Below are 20,662 nucleotides of genomic sequence, written 5' to 3'. Positions count from 1 at the left end.
CTAATGGTTTTATCCGCTTACTTGGGATTAAAGTCGACCACAATGGCGAAGATCACCTGAGCTCGGAAGAACTGCGCACCGTGGTGAACGAAGCGGGCAGCCTGATCCCAAGACGCCACCAAGATATGTTGATCTCCATTCTCGATTTAGAGCATGTGACGGTGAATGACATCATGGTGCCGAGAAACGAAATCACCGGCATTGATATCAACGACGATTGGAAATCGATTGTGCGTCAATTGTCTCACTCACCGCACGGGCGCGTGGTGCTGTATCGCGGTCAAATTGACGAAGTGGTGGGCATGCTGCGTTTGCGTGAGTCGTATCGCTTGATGCTAGAGAAAAACGAGTCGACCAAAGAGACCCTGCTACGCGCTGCCGATGAAGTCTACTTTATCCCAGAAGGCACGCCACTCAACGTCCAACTGCTTAAGTTCCAGCGCAACAAAGAGCGGATTGGTCTGATTGTTGATGAGTATGGCGACATCATAGGTCTCATTACGTTGGAAGATATTTTGGAAGAGATCGTCGGTGAGTTCACCACTTCTATCACGCCAAGTTTGTCGGATGAGATTACCCCACAACGTGATGGCAGTTTCTTGATTGAGGGCAGCGCCAACATCCGCGATATCAATAAAGGTCTCAAATGGGACTTCCCTACCGATGGCCCAAGAACCCTAAACGGTTTGATTCTCGAGCATCTTGAAGAGATCCCTGAGAGCCATTTGAGCGTTCATGTCTCTGGCCACCCAATGGAAATCGTCGAGCTAGAAGAGAATCGTATCAAGACGGTGAAAGTCTTCCCGCGCAGCAAAGGGAAAAAGCACGGTTAACCTTTGCCGTTTTTCATCACTGATTGAACAACGGCATTTCGCCACACGATCAAAAAAGCCTTGGTTCCCCCAAGGCTTTTTTCTGATTAAGACACTCTATCTATATCTCTGATTATGGATTATGTGTCTATCGTTATATCTCTTCCATTATACGTCTGTCGTTACTCTTCGGTCACACCAAACAAGTTCTCCATATTGAGACCTTGCTTAACCAGAAGCTCACGTAAACGACGCAGACCTTCCACTTGGATTTGGCGCACCCGCTCACGGGTGAGGTTGATCTCACGCCCGACTTCTTCAAGTGTTGAAGGCTCGTAGCCAAGTAGACCAAAGCGGCGTGCTAACACTTCTTTTTGTTTCGGATTGAGCTCGTCCAGCCAATGGATCAATGAATTTTTGATGTCATCGTCTTGAGTGGAAATTTCTGGGTCTGAGTTGTTGGCATCTGGGATAATATCCAGCAGAGCTTTCTCACCGTCACCACCAATTGGCGTATCCACAGAGCTAATGCGCTCATTCAGACGCAGCATTTTACTCACGTCATCAACTGGCTTATCCAGTTGCTGAGCAATTTCTTCAGCAGTCGGCTCGTGGTCGAGTTTTTGCGACAACTCGCGAGCAGTACGCAGATAGATGTTGAGCTCTTTCACCACATGAATAGGTAGACGGATGGTACGAGTTTGGTTCATGAGCGCACGCTCAATGGTTTGACGTATCCACCACGTCGCGTAAGTCGAGAAACGGAATCCGCGTTCTGGGTCGAATTTTTCTACCGCGCGAATCAATCCCAAGTTCCCTTCTTCAATAAGATCCAAGAGAGCAAGGCCACGGTTGCTATAACGACGGGAGATTTTCACAACCAAACGCAAGTTACTTTCGATCATACGTTTACGCGCTGCTTCATCGCCACGTAATGCACGTCTTGCGTAGAGGACTTCTTCCTCTGCGGTTAATAGGGGTGAGAAGCCGATTTCGCCAAGGTAAAGCTGTGTGGCATCTAGGCTTTTCGATGAAGCGTCAAACTCCTCTTTGACACTCTCAGATTTGGATGAGGTGAGTTCATTGCTGCCTTGAAGCGTATCTAGTTGTGCTTCCTGCTCAATATCAAACTCTTCGACTTTCGTTGCTGTATTGCTGATACTCATGGCGCCTCCCCTTGGCGAGCTAGCAAGACATTACTACCTCTAATGTCGCTAATTTACCCGGTCAGTAAAGTAAATTTAAGGTAAGTATCGTTTCGGATCGACCGACTTACCTTGATAGCGAATTTCAAAATGCAAACGAACGCTGTTCGTTCCGGAGCTGCCCATTGTTGCTATTTTTTGACCAGCCTTAACACTTTGTCCTTCATGTACTAGCAACTTGTCGTTGTGTGCATACGCACTTAGATAGTTATCGTTATGTTTGATAATCACCAGATTACCGTAGCCGCGCAGTGCGTTGCCTGAATAGACGACAGTGCCACTTGCTGTCGATACGATGGATTGACCACGCTGTCCTGCGATATCAATGCCTTTATTTCCCTGATCGCCAGCAGAAAAGTTTTTTATTACCCTCCCTTTTGTTGGCCATAACCATTTGGAAACCTTTTGATTAGAAGCCGTGTTACTCGCTTTACTGCTAGAGGCAGTATTGGCATTTTTGTTAACACTTTGTTGCTTCTTAGGTTCAACATACTCCTTTGATTTTGATTGATCAATACTCTTTTTAGGTGGCGTTTGGGTGACGTTTTTCTGACCGCTGCTGTTTTGCGATGTAACTGATTGATTAGAGTTTTTACTTGAATTCGGAGTGGATGGGGTAGCGGCAACCACAGCGACAGGCGCAGATACCGTACCAGCACCCGTCCCACCAAAGGCGGGCGCTTTGTAGGCACTACGCCATAAGTTGAGTTTTTGACCGGGGTAAATGGTGTAGGGCTCAGTCAAGCCGTTGTAACGAATAATATCGTTTACATCTTTATCTGTGACGTAGGCTATAAAGTATAGCGTATCGCCTTTTTCTACTTCGTAATAGCTGCCGCGATAACTGCCACGAGTGACAGACCCATAATCTTTGTTTAACCCAGACACAGGAGCAGGCGAGTGTGCAGCGCAGCCATACAGCGCACTGAATACCAGGATCAGCCACACACACCTTCTCAAGCTCATGCCTACGCCAATTCACCTGCGATTAAAGGAACAAAACGTACCATCTCTATGGGCTCTGTGGAGAACGCCTCACCCTGTCGGGTGATTTTGTACAGTTGCTGCTGCTCGACACCAACAGGAATGACCATGGTGCCGCCCTCACTGAGTTGTGAGAGCAGTGCCTGTGGCACAGACTCCGCTGCCGCTGTGACAATAATGGCATCAAATGGGCCTTTCGCTGGCCAACCTTGCCAACCATCACCGTGCTTGGTGGAGATGTTATAAATGTCGAGCTGCTTTAAACGTCGTTTAGCTTCCCATTGCAACGCCTTAATCCGCTCAATGGAGAAGACGTGATCGACCAGTTGAGCTAGTACTGCGGTTTGGTAACCAGACCCAGTGCCAACTTCCAGCACTTTGCTGTCTCGATTCAGAGCCAACAGTTCGGTCATTTTCGCCACGATATAGGGCTGAGAGATGGTCTGCCCAGCGCCAATCGGCAGCGCATTATTATCGTATGCTTGATGCATCATCGCCTGTGACACGAACTGCTCACGAGGCAATCGATAGATGGCATCTAATACGCGTTGATCTTGAATGCCACTCGCGACAAGAAAGTCGATTAATCTGTCGGCATGTGGGTTTACCATTGTTACTTGTCCTTTAACCAATTATCCATGCTCATCAGCGATTCATGAGCGGTCAAATCTACTTGCAGCGGTGTAATGGAGACAAAGCCATGTTCGATAGCATAAAAGTCGGTTCCTTCACCCGCATCCTGCTCTTTTCCTGGTGGGCCTAACCAATAAATATCATGACCACGAGGATCTTGCTGTTTTATCATTGCTTCCGCGTGATGGCGCGCACCTAAACGGGTTACTTTTGAACCTTTTAGCGCGGAGAGCTCAACGTCGGGAATATTGACGTTTAACAGTCGGTTAGTAGGAATAGGGCGTCGTCCGTGCTGCAACACCAGCTGTTTGGCAATGTGCGCCGCCGTGTCAAAATGGCGCAGCCCCACGAGTGAAAAGGCGATCGCCTGAACACCGAGAAAGTGCCCTTCCATCGCTGCCGCGACCGTGCCAGAGTAGAGCACATCATCGCCAAGGTTTGCACCATGGTTAATGCCCGCTAGCACCAGGTCCGGAAGATCGTCTTTCATCAGCTCATTAAGCGCAAAGTGAACACAGTCGGTCGGCGTTCCTTGTACCGAATAAGTACGCTCGGCTATGCGAGTCACCCTCAAAGGCTGCTCTAGGGTTAACGAGTTGGATGCGCCTGAGCGGTTTCTATCTGGCGCGACGATCGTCACTTCGGCGATCTCACTCAGTGCCTGCGCGAGCGCGTGTATGCCTTTCGCATGCACGCCATCATCGTTACTGATCAATACTCTCAGTGTGTTGGCTGTCATAAATCCTGTCACTTCCTGTTGAAAGAGGGCATATGGCCCTACCGGCTACTGACTGTCATTGGCCTTGCTGTCATTAGCGTAATGGCGTTCTTTCTCCGTCGCAATGAGCAGCTCTCGCAAAATAGCAGTCGCAAAACTGCCTGCATCCAATGAGAAGTCGAGCGTTAAGCTGTCACCATCGACGGACCAAGTCAGACTCTCAGGCTTCAATAACACCTCTCGGCGGTCGTGACGCATGCGATTACCACGAATCAACGCCATGAGATCTGGCTCATTATCAAGCAGCGGTTGTTCAAGTGCGAGCGCCTCGTGCTGAGTGGGTAAGGCATTGTCACCCGCGAGCGCAGCGGTTAATGTCACCTCACCACGCTGCAACTGCGCATTGAACGCCTCGCACTCTTCAGGCGTGACAAGGCGCGTTTCATTGCCTTGGTAGACAATATCGCCCGCAATACAGGTGTTCAATAGCGCTTGTTCAATCCGCGCGGAGACGATGGTGTTAAACACCCAAGAGCGAGCGGCAGAGAGGTAGAGACTGCGTTTGTTTTGGTTACGAGTACGGACATTGTCTCTTCCCCAACGTCTGGCTTCAGTGAGGTTATTGCCATCGTGACCAAAACGCTGACTGCCAAAGTAGTTGGGAACCCCTTTCGCTTGCACCTTCTCCAATCGAGACAGCACCGATGGCATGTCGGAGACTTGGGTTAACGTTAAGCGAAAGTCATTACCGATTAAGTCGCCGGGACGCAATTTTTTATGGTGTCGGTCTGTGGCGAGAATTTCGATACTCGGGTACGCCGCCAGAAAGGCGCTAAAGTCTGGTGTCTCGCCTTTAGGTAGATGTACACTCAGCCACTGCTCTGTGACTGCATGACGATCCTTAAGACCTGCCCAACTGACGTCTTTCGATTTCACCCCGCACGCTTTGGCCAGTTCATTGGCGACAAAGCTGGTGTTCTCGCCGGTTTTGCGAATACGCACCATTAGGTGCTCACCCGTACCACTAAATGAGAACCCTAAGTTTTCGCGTACTTGAAAGTGCTCGGGTTGCGCTTTGAGTACGCCGGTGGCGACAGGCTGACCATTGAGGTACGCCAAAGAAGAAAGTAAATCAGACATGAATAGAGTTCCGTTTAGCCAGCGGCCGCGCTTGTGACCGTCCGCTGTTGAAAAATAGCTAGAAATTACGCTTTAACCAGCAGAACAACTGCTTCGCTGGCAATGCCTTCTTTGCGCCCAGTAAAGCCGAGACGCTCTGTGGTGGTCGCTTTGACATTAATGTTGGTGACGTCGGTGTCCAAATCTTGTGCGATGGTTTGGCACATCGATTCGATATATGGCGCCATTTTCGGTGCTTGAGCAATGATGGTGATGTCAGCATTACCCAGCACATACCCCTGCGCTTGTACTCGTTGGTACACATCGCGCAGAAGAAAACGGCTGTCCGCGCCTTTCCACTCATCATCGGTATCAGGGAAATGGCGACCAATATCACCGGCAGCAATCGCGCCCAACAGTGCATCACACAGTGCGTGCAGCGCCACATCGCCATCGGAGTGAGCAATCAAACCTTGCTCGTAAGGAATGGCAACACCGCCAATGATGACTGGGCCTTCTCCGCCAAATTTGTGCACGTCAAAACCGTGACCGATTCGAATCATCGTGTTATGTCCTTTCATTTATTCGAGGCAAAGGGTCTGTTCCCTCTGCAAATAAAACTCTGCCAGAGCCAGATCCTCTGGTTGGGTGATTTTAATATTATCGCCGCTCCCAGGTACCAGCAGTGATGCTCCGCCACTCCACTCAATCGCGGACGCTTCATCCGTAATGACGGCCTGAGATTGCAACGCCTTGCTCAGCGCTTGGGTCAAGGTGTGAGTCGGGTACATCTGCGGTGTCAGGGCATGCCATAGCCCTTCTCTATCAACGGTGTGATCCACCGTATTGCTGACGGCGTTGTGATGAGCTGCTCGTTTCATGGTATCTCGTACCGGCATTGCAAGAATGCCTCCGATTTGCTCAGCTAAGCAGCGCTCAATCAGATGAGAAATATCCGCTAATTTCACACAAGGTCTGGCTGCATCATGCACTAACACCCACGGTGACATCTGATGCTGAGAAACATACTCGAGCCCACGCAGCACAGAATCAGCGCGCTCACGACCACCACTGACACGAATCACCTTGGGGTGAGTCGCAATGGGCAGCTGTTCAAAGTAAGGGTCGCCATCGCTAATCGCGACGACAACATGTTCAATATCTGGGTGAGAAAGTAGACGCGAGAGGGTGTGCTCAAGAACGGTTTTACCCAAGATCTCTAGATATTGCTTGGGACGATCCGCCTGCATGCGTTTGCCCACGCCCGCCGCGGGGACAATCGCAGTAATTTTGCCAGCAAAATGGCTGTCTGACATTTAGTTGTCCTCTCCAATGATGCGATAGAAGGTTTCCCCTTCTTTCACCATGCCCAGCTCATGCCGAGCACGCTCTTCGATGGCATCAAGTCCTTGGCGTAAATCGTCAATTTCGGCGAACATTTCATTGTTGCGAGATTGGAGGCTCGCATTGACTTGATGTTGAACGTCGATTTCTGCACTGACCGCTTGGTAGTCGGCCACGCCATTCTTACCCAGCCACAACTCATATTGTAGCCAGCCTAAAATCAGCAATAGAGTCAGAGCAAAAACACGCATACTGTCAATCAAAGATGAGAGATAAAGAAAGACCACATATATATCACAATGTTGCCCCTCAAGCGAGGTACGGATTGTCTATGTGGTCTGAGAAGAGTGGGATTAGCGAGTCAGCAGAAAAGCAAACAAACCGACACCCAAAAGCAAACGGTAAATCACAAATGGCGTCATACCCATTTTTGAAATCAGCTTCAAGAAGAAGTGAATACAGAGGTAAGCGCTGACAAATGACGTGACAATGCCCGTTAATAGGAAACCAGTGTGGATAGGCTCACCGCTGATCACCAACTTAAGACCTAAGTAACCGCCAGCAAGAAGAATGATAGGGATAGACATCAAAAACGAAAAACGCGCCGCGGCTTCGCGAGTAAAGCCTAGATAGAGCGCTGCCGTCATCGTTGCGCCAGAACGTGAGGTACCCGGAATCATCGCCATCGCTTGCGCAAGACCAATAAAGAGCGCCTTTTTCCAACCCGCTTGGTATTCATCATCGGTCAGCGTGGCGGTTTTATCCACCCACCAGAGCAACAAACCAAACACTATGGTGGTGGTGGCAATCACCCAGGCACTGCGCAAGTAGATCTCAATGATGTCTTTCATCAGTAGCCCGAAGATACAGGCCGGAATCGTGGCTAATAGAATCATCCACGCCAATTTGGCTTCTTTGCTGCGCTCTGCTCTAAAAATGGACGCAAAAAAGGACGAGAGCAGTGTCACCACTTCTTGGCGGAAATAGATAATGACCGCCGCTAACGTACCCACGTGTACCGCGACATCAAACGCTAAGCCTTGGTCATCCCAACCTAAAATGGCGGAAGGCAAAATTAAGTGCGCAGAGCTGGAGATGGGCAAAAACTCGGTCAGACCTTGGATCAAGGCCAAAATGAAGGCTTCAAAATAACTCATGGATATCTCATTGGGTGGTGTCATCGAACCACATCGGAACGGCGGTCAATGGCGTGGTTAAATTCAGTTGTTGCTGGAGTTCTTGCACTTGTCGGCCATCACCGGGAATGACCCTATCGGGGCAAAGCTCCGCCAATGGTTTGAGAACAAACGCGTAGTGATAAATGTCTTTGCGCGGAATCTGGGGCGATTGCGCAGAAACTTCATCACCAAACAGCAGAATGTCCAGATCGATAGTGCGAGGCTGAAATTTTTCTGCGTGTTCACAGCGGCCCCATTTAAGCTCAATATCGCGCAGAGAGCGTGAAAATTTTGTCAGATTTTCAGTCGTTTGCAACTCAACGACCAAATTATAGAAACGGTCTCCGTCAAATCCGACCGACGGGCACTCGTAAATGGTCGACAGCCTTAATCCTTGGCCTAAATGGCGTAACTCATCAATCGCCGCCTTGATGTGCTTTTTTCTCTCCACATTGGAACCGACGCCAATGTATGCGGTGATCATGCCTTGCCTCGCTCAATCACCACACCCACAGCTTTGGCCTGTGCCACCGCGCCCGGCTTGGCTAGTCGAATGCGAATCCAGGGTACATTAAAGGTGGTCATGACTAACTCCGCGACCTCTTCCGCCACACGCTCAACTAACAAAAAACGGCCTTGCTCAATGTGGTTCAACACCGCTTCACTCACCTTGGCGTAATCTAAGGCGTCCACCACATCATCGCTTTTACCTGCGGGGCGGTTGTCGTGCGCCATTTCAATGTCCAACACCAATTTTTGTTTGATTTGTTGTTCCCAGTCGTACACGCCAATGGTGGTGATGACTTCTAACTGCTCAATAAATACTTTATCCATGGTCACTGCTGTCCTGTTTGATCCGAGGAGAGGTCGGATACCCATTTCTCATAAAAAGTCGTACTATTTTACTGCTCTGGCGCTCAGTGTCAGTAGTTTAAGTCGCGAAGCCGCGATATGATACCAGTTAAACGCAACAGAATATCAATGACTGGTTTACCTCACCCTTGCTGACTATGAGTGAATTCGAATGACACCACTTGCCCTCATCTTGATCATTTGCGCCTATTTATTAGGCTCAATCTCAAGTGCGGTGCTGATTTGTCGTCTCCTCAAACTCCCCGACCCCAGAAAGCAAGGCTCACACAACCCCGGCGCCACTAATGTGTTGCGTATTGGGGGCAAGAAAGCCGCTATCGCAGTGTTACTGTGCGACATGCTCAAGGGTACCATTCCAGTGTGGGGGGGATACTTTTTGCACATTGATCCAATCATTCTTGGTGTTGTTGCAATTGCTGCCTGCCTGGGTCACATGTACCCCATCTTCTTTCACTTTAAAGGTGGTAAAGGCGTGGCCACGGCATTAGGTGCGATAGCCCCTATCGGTTTGGATTTAACAGGCATGATCATCGCCACTTGGCTCAGCGTTGCGCTTATCTTTCGCTACTCTTCGTTAGCGGCGATTGTCACCGTGCTGCTAGCCCCGTTTTATACATGGATGGTCAAGCCGCAGTACACCTTGCCAGTCGCCATGCTGTGTTGTCTGATTGTCTTGCGTCATCATCAAAACATTAAACGCCTGTTTGCTGGCACCGAGCCCAAAGTGGGCGAAAAGAAGCAGGCATAAAAAAGGCTTCAACCAAGAAGCCTTTAAACACGATGTATTCCGTTGAACCGAACGAAGAATCCAGCGATCATTCTGCGCCGCGCAGTGGTTGCAGAGTATCGATGGGCCATCTCGGCGTCGCTTGAACCGCCAAATCCGCTACCTCACCGTTTTTAAGACGCTGCATACCCGCAAACGCGATCATCGCACCGTTATCGGTACAAAATTCCGTACGAGGATAATAGACTTCCCCGCCAATTTTTTTCGCCAGCGCCGCCAAATCGGCCCGCAATCGCTTATTGGCACTTACGCCACCGGCAATAACGATGCGCTTAAAGCCGGTTTGTTCCAACGCTCGCTTACATTTGATGGTTAACGTCGCGCACACGGCCTCTTCAAACGCTAGGGCAATATCCGCTCGGGTTTGTTCATCATCGCCATTGGCGGCAATCGTGTTGGCTGTGAACGTTTTCAAGCCAGAGAAGCTCATATCAAGGCCCGGACGATCCGTCATTGGACGCGGAAACTTAAATCGCCCTGGCGTGCCTTTCTCGGCCAGTTTCGACAACAGCGGACCACCTGGGTAGTCTAGCCCCATCAGCTTTGCGGTTTTATCGAAGGCTTCCCCCGCGGCGTCATCAATCGACTCACCCAAGATTTTGTACTCGCCAATCCCTTTTACTTCGACCATCATCGAGTGGCCACCTGAGACCAACACCGCAACAAACGGAAACGGCGGCGGGTTCTCCTCTAGCATCGGCGCGAGCAAATGCCCTTCCATATGATGTACGGGCACGGCTGGCACACCCCAAGCGTACGCGAGACTGCGACCAATGGTCGCCCCAACCAGCAGCGCCCCCACAAGACCTGGGCCAGCGGTGTAAGCAATACCATCAATCTCTTTTGGCGTGACGCCCGCTTCTTTCATCGCCGCTTTAATTAACGGAATCGTCTTTTTAACGTGATCGCGAGAGGCCAACTCAGGCACAACACCGCCGTAGTCAGCATGAAGCTTAACTTGGCTGTAGAGTTGATGGGAAAGCAGCCCTTTCTCATCATCGTAAATGGCTATGCCTGTCTCATCACACGAGGTTTCAATACCAATAATGCGCATGGTTTACCCTGGATGCCTCTGTCTCAATTTCAAAATTGGCGCAATCTTACCTTGCCTTCGCGCTGCAAACAAATTTTGTACAGTGTATAAACAATAAAAGGCTTTACAAAGCTAATGTGATCGGATTAAAATTCCGCACCATTTTTGATCAAGCTGATTGTAGGCCTTGCAACTGAGCAGGTACTGTGAAGTCAGCATTAACGAATTAACCCCTGAGGTGAAAGGCATATGCCAGTAGTTAAAGTACGTGAAAACGAACCGTTCGACGTTGCACTACGTCGTTTCAAACGCTCTTGCGAAAAAGCAGGTATCCTTTCTGAAGTGCGTCGTCGTGAGCACTACGAAAAACCAACTACAGTTCGCAAACGCGCTAAAGCAGCAGCTCAAAAGCGTCACGCTAAGAAGCTAGCTCGCGAAAACGCTCGTCGCGTTCGCCTGTACTAATAGCTAAGTCCTAAAGGATTCTAGTTATGGCTCTGATTGACCAACTCAAAGAAGAGCAAAAATTAGCGATGAAAGCCAAGGACAAATTGCGCCTTGGCACTATCCGTTTAGCTTTGTCAGCAATTAAGCAACGTGAAGTCGACGAACAGATCACTCTTAACGACGACAACATTCTTGCTGTGTTGACGAAAATGGTTAAACAGCGTCGCGATTCTGTCGCTCAATATGAATCAGCGGGTCGCCAAGACCTTGCGGATGCAGAAAAAGCCGAAATTACGGTGCTTGAGGATTTTATGCCTCAACCACTGACCGACGACGAAGTTGCCGCATTGATTGACAATGCAGTTACTGAATCAGGCGCAGCGGGCATGCAAGACATGGGTAAAGTAATGGGCGTTCTAAAACCACAGATTCAAGGGCGTGCAGACATGGGTAAAGTGAGCGGTTTAGTTCGCGCTAAACTGGCTTAACACACCCAAGCCTATTACAACAAGCCGTGCTATCCTTCGGAATGCGCGGCTTGTTTGTATCTATCCCCCAATTGTTTAGTTAGTGCATTTTTCTAAGGTTTTATGGCAGGACACATTCCTCGTAGTTTTATTGATGATCTGCTTGCTCGACTGGATATCGTCGACATCATAGACGCACGAGTAAAACTTAAGAAAAAAGGCAAAAACTACAGCGCGTGCTGCCCTTTCCATAACGAAAAAACCCCATCATTCAGCGTGTCGCAAGAGAAGCAGTTTTACCACTGTTTTGGCTGTGGTGTGCATGGCAACGCCATCGACTTTATGATGGAGTATGAGCGCCTCGAATTTGTCGAAGCCATTGAAGAGCTTGCCTCATTCCTAGGTTTAGATGTCCCTAGAGAGCAGCGCCAAGATGGTCGTTTCAACCGAAGCAATCAACCGCAAGCCAGCAGCGAACAAAAGCGCAACCTCTACGATTTGATGGGCACCATCGCGCAGTTTTATCGTGACCAGCTTAAGCTCTCTAGCAGCAAGCCTGCGATTGAATACCTTAAGCAGCGCGGCCTCTCTGGCGAAATCGTGCAGAAATTTGGCATTGGCTATGTCGCCGACGAATGGGATTTAGTGCGCAAGAACTTTGGTCAGCATAAAGCGACCCAAGACATGCTGGTCAGTGGCGGCATGTTGATTGAGAACGACAAAGGCAACCGCTACGACCGTTTTCGCGGGCGTATTATGTTCCCGATTCGTGACCGACGCGGGCGGGTGATTGGCTTTGGTGGCCGAATTATTGACGAAGGCACGCCCAAGTACCTCAACTCGCCAGAGACGCCAATTTTCCACAAAGGCAAAGAGCTCTATGGCTTGTATGAAGTCATGCAGGCATATCGAGAGCCGAAACAAATCCTCGTGGTTGAAGGCTATATGGACGTGGTTGCCCTCGCGCAATATGGTATTGATTATTCCGTAGCGTCCCTTGGCACCTCAACGACCGGTGATCATATCCAGCTTTTGTTTCGACAAACCCATACCGTGGTCTGTTGTTATGACGGTGACCGAGCAGGTAAAGAAGCCGCATGGCGCGCTCTAGAGAATGCCCTTCAGTACCTAAAAACAGGCAACACACTGAAGTTTCTCTTCCTGCCGGACGGAGAAGATCCAGACAGTTACGTACGTAAATACGGTAAAGAGGCGTTTGAGCAACAAATGGAGCAGGCCACGCCGCTCTCCAGTTACTTATTTGATAATCTGATTGAGATTCACAACCTCAATTTAGGTTCAAACGAGGGCAAGTCAGCACTGCGCGCGCACGCCAGTAGCCTGATCGATAAGATTCCAGACCCGTATTTTCAAGAACTGCTAGAAAAATTGCTCGACGAGCGAACCGGATTCGATAATCAGCTTAGACAACCGCGCAAAAAGCAAAGCGAAACTCGACCTCAGCCACACAAAGAGATCAAACGTACACCCATGCGTGAGGTCATCGCTTTGCTTATCCAAAATCCGAGCTATGCTCAAATGGTACCGGATTTATCGAGCGTCCGAGAGTTACCCGTACCCGGTTTAAGTTTATTTGCCCAGGTGCTTGAATATTGTCATCAGCACCCCAATATCAACACAGGCCAGTTGCTAGAGACCTGGCGAAATACGAGCCATGAAGCGCTACTGTCTCGTTTAGCGAGCTGGGAAATCCCGCTCGATGCAGATAACGAGCAAGATATATTTTTAGACTCATTGGACAGAATACTGGCCCAGTGCGTCGAAAAACAAATTGAAAACCTGCAGGCCAAAGAAAGAAGTGTCGGTTTATCAGCCGAAGAAAGAAGGGAGCTGCTAGCGTTGATGCTAGATTTGAAAGCGTAACCCTGTTTAATTAGTCAGCAATCAATTAATTTGTTATTATGTGTGGTTTGCAACTCGCATACTAATTCCTTCACCAGATACTAAGTTGGATACCGTCTATGGATCAAAATCCGCAGTCACAGCTGAAACAACTTGTCATTAAAGGCAAGGAACAAGGCTATCTGACCTACGCAGAAGTAAACGACCACCTGCCAGCAGAAATCGTTGATTCCGAGCAGGTTGAAGATATCATTCAGATGATCAATGACATGGGCATTCGAGTCGTCGAAACGGCGCCCGATGCCGATGATCTTGCACTGAATGATGATGACACCATTACCGATGAAGACGCAGCAGAAGCTGCGGCAGCGGCGCTTTCTAGCGTAGAGAACGAAATTGGCCGCACAACTGACCCAGTTCGCATGTACATGCGTGAAATGGGTACGGTTGAACTTCTGACTCGAGAGGGCGAAATCGACATCGCTAAGCGTATTGAAGACGGTATTAACCAAGTTCAAAACGCTGTTGCCGAATACCCAGGCACTATCCCATACATTCTTGAGCAGTTCGACAAAGTACAAGCGGAAGAGCTTCGTCTTACCGATCTCATTACTGGCTTTGTTGATCCAGATGCAGAAGAGACCACAGCACCGACGGCGACGCACATCGGCTCTGAGCTCGCACAGTCTGACTTGAAAGATGAAGACGAAGAAGATGCGGATGACGATGAGGACGATTCAGATGACGATGACTCTGAAGAAGATACTGGTATCGACCCTGAGCTTGCACTAGAGAAGTTCACGTCGCTGCGTAATACCTTCCAGAACTTCCAGCTCGCCTGTAACGAGTACGGCAAAGAGAGTCCGAAAGCGCAAATCGCTCATGAACTCGTCCTCGACGTATTCAAAGAGTTCCGTCTGACGCCGAAGCAGTTTGACTACTTGGTCGATGAACTTCGCACCTCGATGGAGCGCGTTCGTACTCAAGAACGTCTAATCATGAAAGCGGCCGTTGAATACGGCAAAATGCCGAAGAAATCGTTCATTACGCTCTTTACCGGCAATGAATCTAGCGACGCTTGGCTTGATGAGATCCTTGCTTCTGACAAGCCGTACGCAGAGAAAGTTCGTCGCAGCGAAGACGACATCCGCCGCTCGATCATGAAGCTAAAAGCGATCGAAGAAGAGACCTCTTTGACGGTGCAAAACATCAAAGAGATCAGCCGCCGTATGTCGATCGGTGAAGCGAAAGCTCGCCGTGCGAAGAAAGAGATGGTGGAAGCGAACTTACGTCTGGTTATCTCGATTGCGAAGAAATACACCAACCGTGGTCTACAGTTCTTGGATCTTATCCAAGAAGGTAACATCGGCTTAATGAAAGCGGTCGACAAATTTGAATACCGTCGTGGTTACAAATTCTCGACCTACGCAACATGGTGGATTCGTCAGGCAATCACTCGCTCGATTGCAGACCAAGCACGTACGATCCGTATTCCGGTACACATGATCGAAACGATCAACAAACTCAACCGTATCTCTCGTCAAATGTTGCAAGAGATGGGTCGTGAGCCCCTACCGGAAGAGTTGGCTGAGCGCATGCAGATGCCAGAAGATAAGATCCGTAAAGTGCTGAAGATCGCCAAAGAGCCAATCTCAATGGAAACACCGATCGGTGATGATGAAGATTCACATCTAGGTGATTTTATCGAGGACACCACGCTTGAGTTGCCTCTCGATTCTGCCACCGCCACCAGCTTGAAAGTGGCCACCAAAGACGTACTGGCCGGCCTCACACCTCGTGAAGCAAAAGTACTGCGCATGCGCTTTGGTATCGACATGAACACAGACCACACTCTGGAAGAAGTCGGTAAGCAGTTCGATGTAACGCGTGAGCGTATTCGTCAGATCGAAGCAAAAGCGCTACGTAAATTGCGCCACCCTAGCCGCTCAGAAACTCTGCGCAGCTTCTTGGATGAGTAATTCACGCTAAGACGCATGATTGATGAAAAGGTGAGCAAGCGCTCACCTTTTTTATTATGGGTAGACTTAAGTGAATAAAAACTAAGCGCATTTAGCCATGCTTGCGGCTAGACAGCTTCGGGGGCTTCCCCTATAATCGATGCCCTACGGCCCCTTAGCTCAGTGGTTAGAGCAGTCGACTCATAATCGATTGGTCCCCAGTTCAAGTCTGGGAGGGGCCACCAATTCTAGAAGGCGAGTAACCAAAGGTTAACTCGCCTTTTTTGATCCTATACCTAATTGTACTAATCACACTACAGCTGTCTCGTATCGTTCGATTTAAACATTAGTAAACGCTAATTTTTTAAACTCTTAAAAACGAGACATTTTTTGAATCTGTGCCACATATAAACTAAGTTAGTATAAGTACGCGTCAGCTTTTTCGGCTAGTTTGATAATAAGCACTCATTAGAAAGTAGCAAACCTATTTATATTTCATCGACCTAACGCACCCTGTTGGTGCCAATGAGGCCATTTATGCTATTTTTTCGCAGCCGTAAAGACTCTGCTTACACTGATCTTGAACTCAATGCAATGCGTTCCTCTGCGCAAGTGTTCAGCGCCATCAAATCCAGCGTTGCCTACATTGAGTTTCAGCCTGACGGTCATGTCATCACCGCAAATCACTTATTTCTCGACACACTCGGCTACCAATTGAGTGACGTTCAGGGTAAACATCATCGCCTTTTTTGTGATTCGATCCTGACCTCTTCTTCCGATTATCAACAATTTTGGCGCGATCTAGCCAATGGACAGCCTCAGACAGGCACCTTCAGACGCCTTCGTAAGGGGGGCGAAGAGATTTGGATTGAGGCGACCTACGTTCCCGTGAAAGATGACAATAATAAAGTGGTCAAAGTGATCAAAGTCGCTAGTGATGTCACGGAGAAAAAGCACCGCCTAGACAATCAAGAAGCCATTTTTGAATCGCTTAAAAAATCCATGGCCTATATTGAATTTACCCCAAAAGGGGAAATCATCAATGCCAACGATAACTTCTGCGCCTGTGTTGGCTATAAGCTTTCTGAGATTCGAGGTCAGCATCACCACATTTTTTGTAGCGAAGATTTCATCCACAACAATCCAAACTTTTGGCCCTCATTAGCCAAAGGCGAGTTCAAAGGCGGGCTCTTTGAAAGACGTAACAAACACGGTGAGATACTGTGGTTAGAAGCGACCTACAACCCTGTTTTTGATCGTCATGGCAAGGTGGTGCGTGTGGTGAAATTTGCCAGTGATATCACTGACCGAATTCTTCATCAGCAGGCTATACGAGATGCCTCTAAGGTGGCTCAGCAGACCTCGCTTCACACTTTAGACATTGCCAATGATGGCGCTCGAACGCTAGGTACCGCGACCGATGTCGCCAATCAAATTGACGTATCAGTCAGTACCGCGTCCACTCTAATGGGGAAACTGACGGAGCAATCGCAACAAATTACCCACATTGTCACGACCATCTCCAACATTGCCGATCAAACCAACTTACTCGCACTGAATGCCGCCATAGAGGCCGCACGCGCAGGGGAGTTTGGCCGCGGGTTTGCGGTTGTTGCTGACGAGGTGCGAAACCTCGCAGCGAATACAACGAAAGCGACCGATGAGATAGGGAATATTGTTAAGCGCAACAGTGAGTTGACTTCAGAATCTGAGGAAACCATGGCGCAGATTCAAGCGAGAGTCGTCGAATGCAACCAGCAGTTGCAGGAGACACAAGCCCTGATTGACGAGATTCGACAAGGAGCGCAGAACGTTGCAGATACGGTGACGCAACTGGTCAAAGATTGATAAGGATATGTGCCCGACCAGCGTCGGGCACGTAATTTCATTAAAAGCCTTTGCTTTTCTTAATCAAGTCGTAAGCGTTTTGAATTTCCTGCGCTTTTTCTTTCGCGACATTCATCATTTCAGGGGGGAGGCCCTTCGCCATCAACTTATCTGGATGATGCTCATTCATCAGTTTACGATAGGCACGCTTGATCGCTTTGGCATCAGCGCTGCTATCAATACCCAGTAATTTGTAGGCATCGCTCAGTTGATCTGCGGTACTCGCTTGCTGCCACTGCCCGCCAGATTGATGAGAGTGCCCACCATTGCTGCCACCAAAACCCCCGCGTTGAAAACGAAACGCCGCTTCTTGCATGCGAAGGCGTTGCTCAAGTTGTTCTGATGAAAACCCCAAACCTTGTGCAATCTTGTGCAGGACATTGCGCTCTGCCGGGTGAATCTCGCCATCCGCAAACGCTGCAGATAGTTGTAACTCGAGAAAAAACTGCAGCAAATCAAAACGACCTCCGGTTGAGATGCGGACACGCTCTAAGACTCGCTCCAATGGGAAATCTGCGCTTTTTCCTTCTCTGAAGGCTTCTTGTGCCGCTAATTTCTGCTCACCATGCAGGTTCATGCGATCCATCATCGTTGAAGCCAGCTGAATCTCCTCGCGAGTGACCTGCCCTTTTGATTTCGCAACGTGCCCCATCACAGAGAACGCCGCTTTAAAAAACTCTTCTTGGCGCTGCGCTTGGCTTGGCCCTTCGCCAAAGCCGCTATTGAAACCCGCCTGTCTTAAACGGCGTGCTTTATCAAACTGATGGCCTAGAAAAAGACCGAACAACGCCCCAAATGGTCCTCCAAACAGAAAACCAAAAAAAGTGCCAAGGATTTTGCCGAAAATGTGCATTATATGCTCTCAACCTCTGAATTTTTTCTTCTCAACGCGGTCTGATAGTGCCGTACGCCACAATTTACTTTATTATAAAGACCGTTTTATCTTAGATTCGGTTACCTATTCACCGGATATATCAAGTTCAACAGGATAGTAAAACTCGATGTCATTTTTCCCCCGCACCTTACTGGCCGCATCGATCGGCGCTGCGCTCTATGTCCCTCAGGCCTTATCTGAAGCAATCGTAGACGATAGTGTGCAGGAACTGCCCTCTATTGATCAATGCTTAATCAACGAACCTGAGTCTGATAACCCGAATCAAGATCCCATCAATGTCGAAGCAGACAGCTTAGAGGCGATCAACGGCGATAAAGCCACCTACAGCGGGAACGTTGTGGTCGTTCAAGGCAAGAAGCAGATGCGTGCCGACAACGTCACCCTCCACCAGCAAGAAAACATCGTGGTTGCGGAAGGGAACGTGATGTTCAGCGACGGTGAGCTGAAAAGTATATCAGAGAAAGCCACCAACAACCTCAACACAGAAGAAGTGACATTGGAGAACACCCAGTATCAATTCTTGTGTGAGCCAGGGCGCGGTGAAGCGGTCTACGTGGCCAAGACGGGTAAGGCAATGTACGAAATCGAAGACGGTACGATTACCTCTTGCCCGGAAGGTGATAAATCATGGCGACTGCGTGCCTCTAGTATTGATGTTGACCAAAACGAAGAAGAAGCGACCTTCTACAATCCGCGTTTCGAAATCGTCAATGTGCCGGTATTCTACTTGCCTTATTTGACCGTACCTATCGGAGATACACGTAAGACAGGCTTTTTGTATCCAACGGTCTCATACGGCTCAAGCGATGGTTTTGAAATGGAGGTGCCGTTTTACTGGAACTTAGCACCAAACTATGACCTCGAAACCACACTCAAATACATGCAAAACCGTGGGACGCAACTCAATAGTGAATTCCGTTACTTGTCCAACTTTGGCCTCAGCACCATCAAATCTGAGTACCTTCCCGATGACAGTAAATATGATGAATATGATGATCGATGGGCAGCGCAGCTGACGCACTCTGGTCTGTACAAAGATAACTGGAAGTTCGATATCGACTATTCCAAAGTCAGTGATATCTACTACTTCTCTGATATAGATTCCGGTATTGGTAGCCGCGAAGACGGGCAACTCACTCAAGAGGCTCAAGTCTCGTACCGAAATCAATCATGGGATATGTCTCTTCTCACCCGTGACTTTCAAGTTTTAACGACCAGTGATAACCTCCCTTATCGTGTCGTTCCTCAGGTAGGCTTCAACTACTATGCACCGGAACTGATGCGCTACTTGGATTTTGACCTCGTGAGTCATATTTCCCGTTTCGAAACCGACGCGGAAGGCAAACCGAGCGCCACGCGTATGCATGTGGAACCCGGTCTCAAAATCCCCCTAGGCACAACTTGGGGAACATGGACAACAGAGGCGAGACTGTTAGGTACGTATTATCAACAGGATCTCGATGGTGTTACCTCAACGAGCTATGAAGAGAGCGTCACTCGCGTTATTCCAGAATTAAGAACCCACGCCGGGTTGATTTTGGAGCGTGATACCGTGGTATTTGACAACTACACGCAAACTCTTGAGCCTCAAGTCCAGTATCTCTACGTCCCGAAAGAGGACCAAAGCAATATTGCAAAATACGACACGACTTTACTTCAAACGGATTATTACGGTCTTTTCCGCAGCCGAAAGTTTAGTGGCGTAGACCAAATTGCTCACGCCAACCAGTTCAGTTACGGAGCGTCAACTCGATTCTATGACGATCGTTATAAAGAGCGTTTGAATATATCCTTCGGGCAAATCTTTTATTTAGACAAAGATATTAAGGGCCAAACGCTCTCAGAGGTTGATGAGGAAAAGCTCTCTAACTACTCTGCTTGGGCCGTCGAAATGGATTTTAATTATGACGACTACTTGTTTTACCACGGCGGCATTCAATACGATATTGACTCCAATGAAGTCCAGTTAGCCAACAGCACGCTTGAATATCGATTTAACCAAGGTTACGTTCAGGCTAACTATCGTTATGTCACTCGAAACTACATTGAGCAAACGCTCGGTGATAGTCTGGAAGATGACCTAGATACCATTACTGAAGATGGTATTTCTCAGGCCGGCATCCTCGCGAGCTACCAGATCTCAAGGCGTTGGAGCACAGGCGCTCAGTACTTCCACGATCTCACGACGAATGAGGCGTTGGAATGGTTAGCAAGATTAAAATATACGTCTGATTGCTGGTACTTTGGTCTGACTTATAGCAACAGATTACGCTCTTGGAGTGGCGATGGGTTTGTTGACTATCCCCAGTCTTCTCCTGAGTATGAAAATAACCTGAGTATCAACTTTGGCATTATTGGCTTCGGGACGAAAATTGGATCGGATATGGATAGTTCTGATAACTCCCTCGGCTACGGTCGCCCATTCTTCTTAAACAACTAAATCTCTCTCCTGCTGCGCA

The 20,662-nt window shown here is 48.8% G+C and carries 21 protein-coding genes and 1 tRNA gene; 9 read left to right on the top strand and 13 right to left on the bottom strand.

The annotated features are described in order from the left end of the window. Nucleotides 1-833: transporter associated domain-containing protein (locus AC6R03_RS03195; RefSeq protein WP_500653633.1), on the top strand; the 833-nt coding region annotated here is incomplete at its 5' end. A gap of 161 nt (nucleotides 834-994) precedes the next feature. On the opposite strand, the gene rpoS is transcribed toward AC6R03_RS03195, so the two are convergent. The 11 genes from rpoS to folB all read right to left on the bottom strand — a co-directional run bounded on the left by rpoS (nucleotide 995) and on the right by folB (nucleotide 8,833). Further along, a complete protein-coding gene (gene rpoS / locus AC6R03_RS03190) occupies nucleotides 995-1,978 on the bottom strand; it encodes an RNA polymerase sigma factor RpoS (protein WP_487902129.1) in 984 nt (327 codons plus the stop codon). Between the two features lie 75 nt (nucleotides 1,979-2,053). Then, nucleotides 2,054-2,983: a murein hydrolase activator NlpD gene (gene nlpD, locus AC6R03_RS03185; RefSeq protein ID WP_500631470.1), complete on the bottom strand. Its 930-nt coding sequence runs from the start codon at nucleotides 2,981-2,983 to the stop codon at nucleotides 2,054-2,056. A gap of 2 nt (nucleotides 2,984-2,985) precedes the next feature. After that, a complete protein-coding gene (locus AC6R03_RS03180) occupies nucleotides 2,986-3,612 on the bottom strand; it encodes a protein-L-isoaspartate(D-aspartate) O-methyltransferase (protein WP_500631469.1) in 627 nt (208 codons plus the stop codon). A gap of 2 nt (nucleotides 3,613-3,614) precedes the next feature. Continuing rightward, nucleotides 3,615-4,373: a 5'/3'-nucleotidase SurE gene (gene surE, locus AC6R03_RS03175; RefSeq protein WP_500631468.1), complete on the bottom strand. Its 759-nt coding sequence runs from the start codon at nucleotides 4,371-4,373 to the stop codon at nucleotides 3,615-3,617. A gap of 45 nt (nucleotides 4,374-4,418) precedes the next feature. Continuing rightward, the gene (gene truD, locus AC6R03_RS03170; protein ID WP_500631467.1) at nucleotides 4,419-5,492 is read right to left on the bottom strand and encodes a tRNA pseudouridine(13) synthase TruD; all 1,074 of its coding nucleotides are present in this window, start codon (nucleotides 5,490-5,492) and stop codon (nucleotides 4,419-4,421) included. A gap of 65 nt (nucleotides 5,493-5,557) precedes the next feature. After that, complete coding sequence (gene ispF, locus AC6R03_RS03165) at nucleotides 5,558-6,034, bottom strand: 2-C-methyl-D-erythritol 2,4-cyclodiphosphate synthase (protein WP_487902134.1); 477 nt, start codon at nucleotides 6,032-6,034, stop codon at nucleotides 5,558-5,560. A gap of 18 nt (nucleotides 6,035-6,052) precedes the next feature. Continuing rightward, nucleotides 6,053-6,787 carry a 2-C-methyl-D-erythritol 4-phosphate cytidylyltransferase gene (gene ispD / locus AC6R03_RS03160; protein ID WP_500631466.1) on the bottom strand — a complete coding sequence of 245 codons (735 nt, stop codon included), beginning with the start codon at nucleotides 6,785-6,787 and terminating at the stop codon, nucleotides 6,053-6,055. Continuing rightward, nucleotides 6,788-7,066, bottom strand: coding sequence for a cell division protein FtsB (ftsB, locus tag AC6R03_RS03155; RefSeq protein WP_334553629.1), 279 nt, complete (start codon nucleotides 7,064-7,066; stop codon nucleotides 6,788-6,790). Between the two features lie 102 nt (nucleotides 7,067-7,168). Then, nucleotides 7,169-7,972, bottom strand: coding sequence for an undecaprenyl-diphosphate phosphatase (locus tag AC6R03_RS03150; RefSeq protein ID WP_500631465.1), 804 nt, complete (start codon nucleotides 7,970-7,972; stop codon nucleotides 7,169-7,171). A gap of 7 nt (nucleotides 7,973-7,979) precedes the next feature. Further along, complete coding sequence (gene folK, locus AC6R03_RS03145; RefSeq protein ID WP_500631464.1) at nucleotides 7,980-8,477, bottom strand: 2-amino-4-hydroxy-6-hydroxymethyldihydropteridine diphosphokinase; 498 nt, start codon at nucleotides 8,475-8,477, stop codon at nucleotides 7,980-7,982. Beyond that, entirely contained in the window at nucleotides 8,474-8,833 is a 360-nt protein-coding gene (gene folB / locus AC6R03_RS03140; protein ID WP_500626382.1) for a bifunctional dihydroneopterin aldolase/7,8-dihydroneopterin epimerase, read from the bottom strand. Before folB ends, folK begins: the two co-directional genes overlap by 4 nt. A 184-nt stretch (nucleotides 8,834-9,017) precedes the next feature. Between folB and plsY the strand changes: the two genes are divergently transcribed. Beyond that, nucleotides 9,018-9,614 carry a glycerol-3-phosphate 1-O-acyltransferase PlsY gene (plsY, locus tag AC6R03_RS03135; protein WP_487902140.1) on the top strand — a complete coding sequence of 199 codons (597 nt, stop codon included), beginning with the start codon at nucleotides 9,018-9,020 and terminating at the stop codon, nucleotides 9,612-9,614. 67 nt (nucleotides 9,615-9,681) lie between these two features. Here the strand turns inward: plsY and tsaD are convergent, their stop codons facing one another. Continuing rightward, entirely contained in the window at nucleotides 9,682-10,707 is a 1,026-nt protein-coding gene (gene tsaD / locus AC6R03_RS03130) for a tRNA (adenosine(37)-N6)-threonylcarbamoyltransferase complex transferase subunit TsaD (protein ID WP_500626383.1), read from the bottom strand. A 228-nt stretch (nucleotides 10,708-10,935) separates the two neighbouring features. Between tsaD and rpsU the strand changes: the two genes are divergently transcribed. The 6 genes from rpsU to AC6R03_RS03100 all read left to right on the top strand — a co-directional run bounded on the left by rpsU (nucleotide 10,936) and on the right by AC6R03_RS03100 (nucleotide 17,269). Next, nucleotides 10,936-11,151, top strand: a complete 216-nt coding sequence (gene rpsU, locus AC6R03_RS03125) for a 30S ribosomal protein S21 (RefSeq protein WP_001145625.1) — start codon at nucleotides 10,936-10,938, stop codon at nucleotides 11,149-11,151. 26 nt (nucleotides 11,152-11,177) lie between these two features. After that, complete coding sequence (locus AC6R03_RS03120) at nucleotides 11,178-11,621, top strand: GatB/YqeY domain-containing protein (RefSeq protein WP_500631463.1); 444 nt, start codon at nucleotides 11,178-11,180, stop codon at nucleotides 11,619-11,621. Between the two features lie 102 nt (nucleotides 11,622-11,723). Beyond that, nucleotides 11,724-13,484: a DNA primase gene (gene dnaG, locus AC6R03_RS03115; RefSeq protein ID WP_500631462.1), complete on the top strand. Its 1,761-nt coding sequence runs from the start codon at nucleotides 11,724-11,726 to the stop codon at nucleotides 13,482-13,484. 98 nt (nucleotides 13,485-13,582) lie between these two features. Beyond that, nucleotides 13,583-15,442 (top strand): RNA polymerase sigma factor RpoD, encoded by a 1,860-nt coding sequence (rpoD, locus tag AC6R03_RS03110; protein ID WP_500631461.1) that lies wholly within the window; start codon nucleotides 13,583-13,585, stop codon nucleotides 15,440-15,442. Nucleotides 15,443-15,590: 148 nt separating this feature from the next. After that, nucleotides 15,591-15,666, top strand: a tRNA-Ile gene (locus tag AC6R03_RS03105). Between the two features lie 292 nt (nucleotides 15,667-15,958). Then, complete coding sequence (locus tag AC6R03_RS03100; protein WP_500631460.1) at nucleotides 15,959-17,269, top strand: methyl-accepting chemotaxis protein; 1,311 nt, start codon at nucleotides 15,959-15,961, stop codon at nucleotides 17,267-17,269. A gap of 40 nt (nucleotides 17,270-17,309) precedes the next feature. Here AC6R03_RS03100 and djlA read toward each other — a convergent pair whose 3' ends face one another. Continuing rightward, nucleotides 17,310-18,161: a co-chaperone DjlA gene (gene djlA, locus AC6R03_RS03095; protein WP_500631459.1), complete on the bottom strand. Its 852-nt coding sequence runs from the start codon at nucleotides 18,159-18,161 to the stop codon at nucleotides 17,310-17,312. Between the two features lie 148 nt (nucleotides 18,162-18,309). Between djlA and lptD the strand changes: the two genes are divergently transcribed. Continuing rightward, nucleotides 18,310-20,643 carry an LPS assembly protein LptD gene (lptD, locus tag AC6R03_RS03090; protein ID WP_500631458.1) on the top strand — a complete coding sequence of 778 codons (2,334 nt, stop codon included), beginning with the start codon at nucleotides 18,310-18,312 and terminating at the stop codon, nucleotides 20,641-20,643. Nucleotides 20,644-20,662: the final 19 nt, after the last annotated feature.

It is taken from the genome of Vibrio sp. R10-SG-ISO4, from assembly GCF_059834135.1.
The sequence above is the reverse complement of the archived record's forward strand: the minus strand, read 5'-3'. Positions and strand labels throughout refer to the sequence as shown.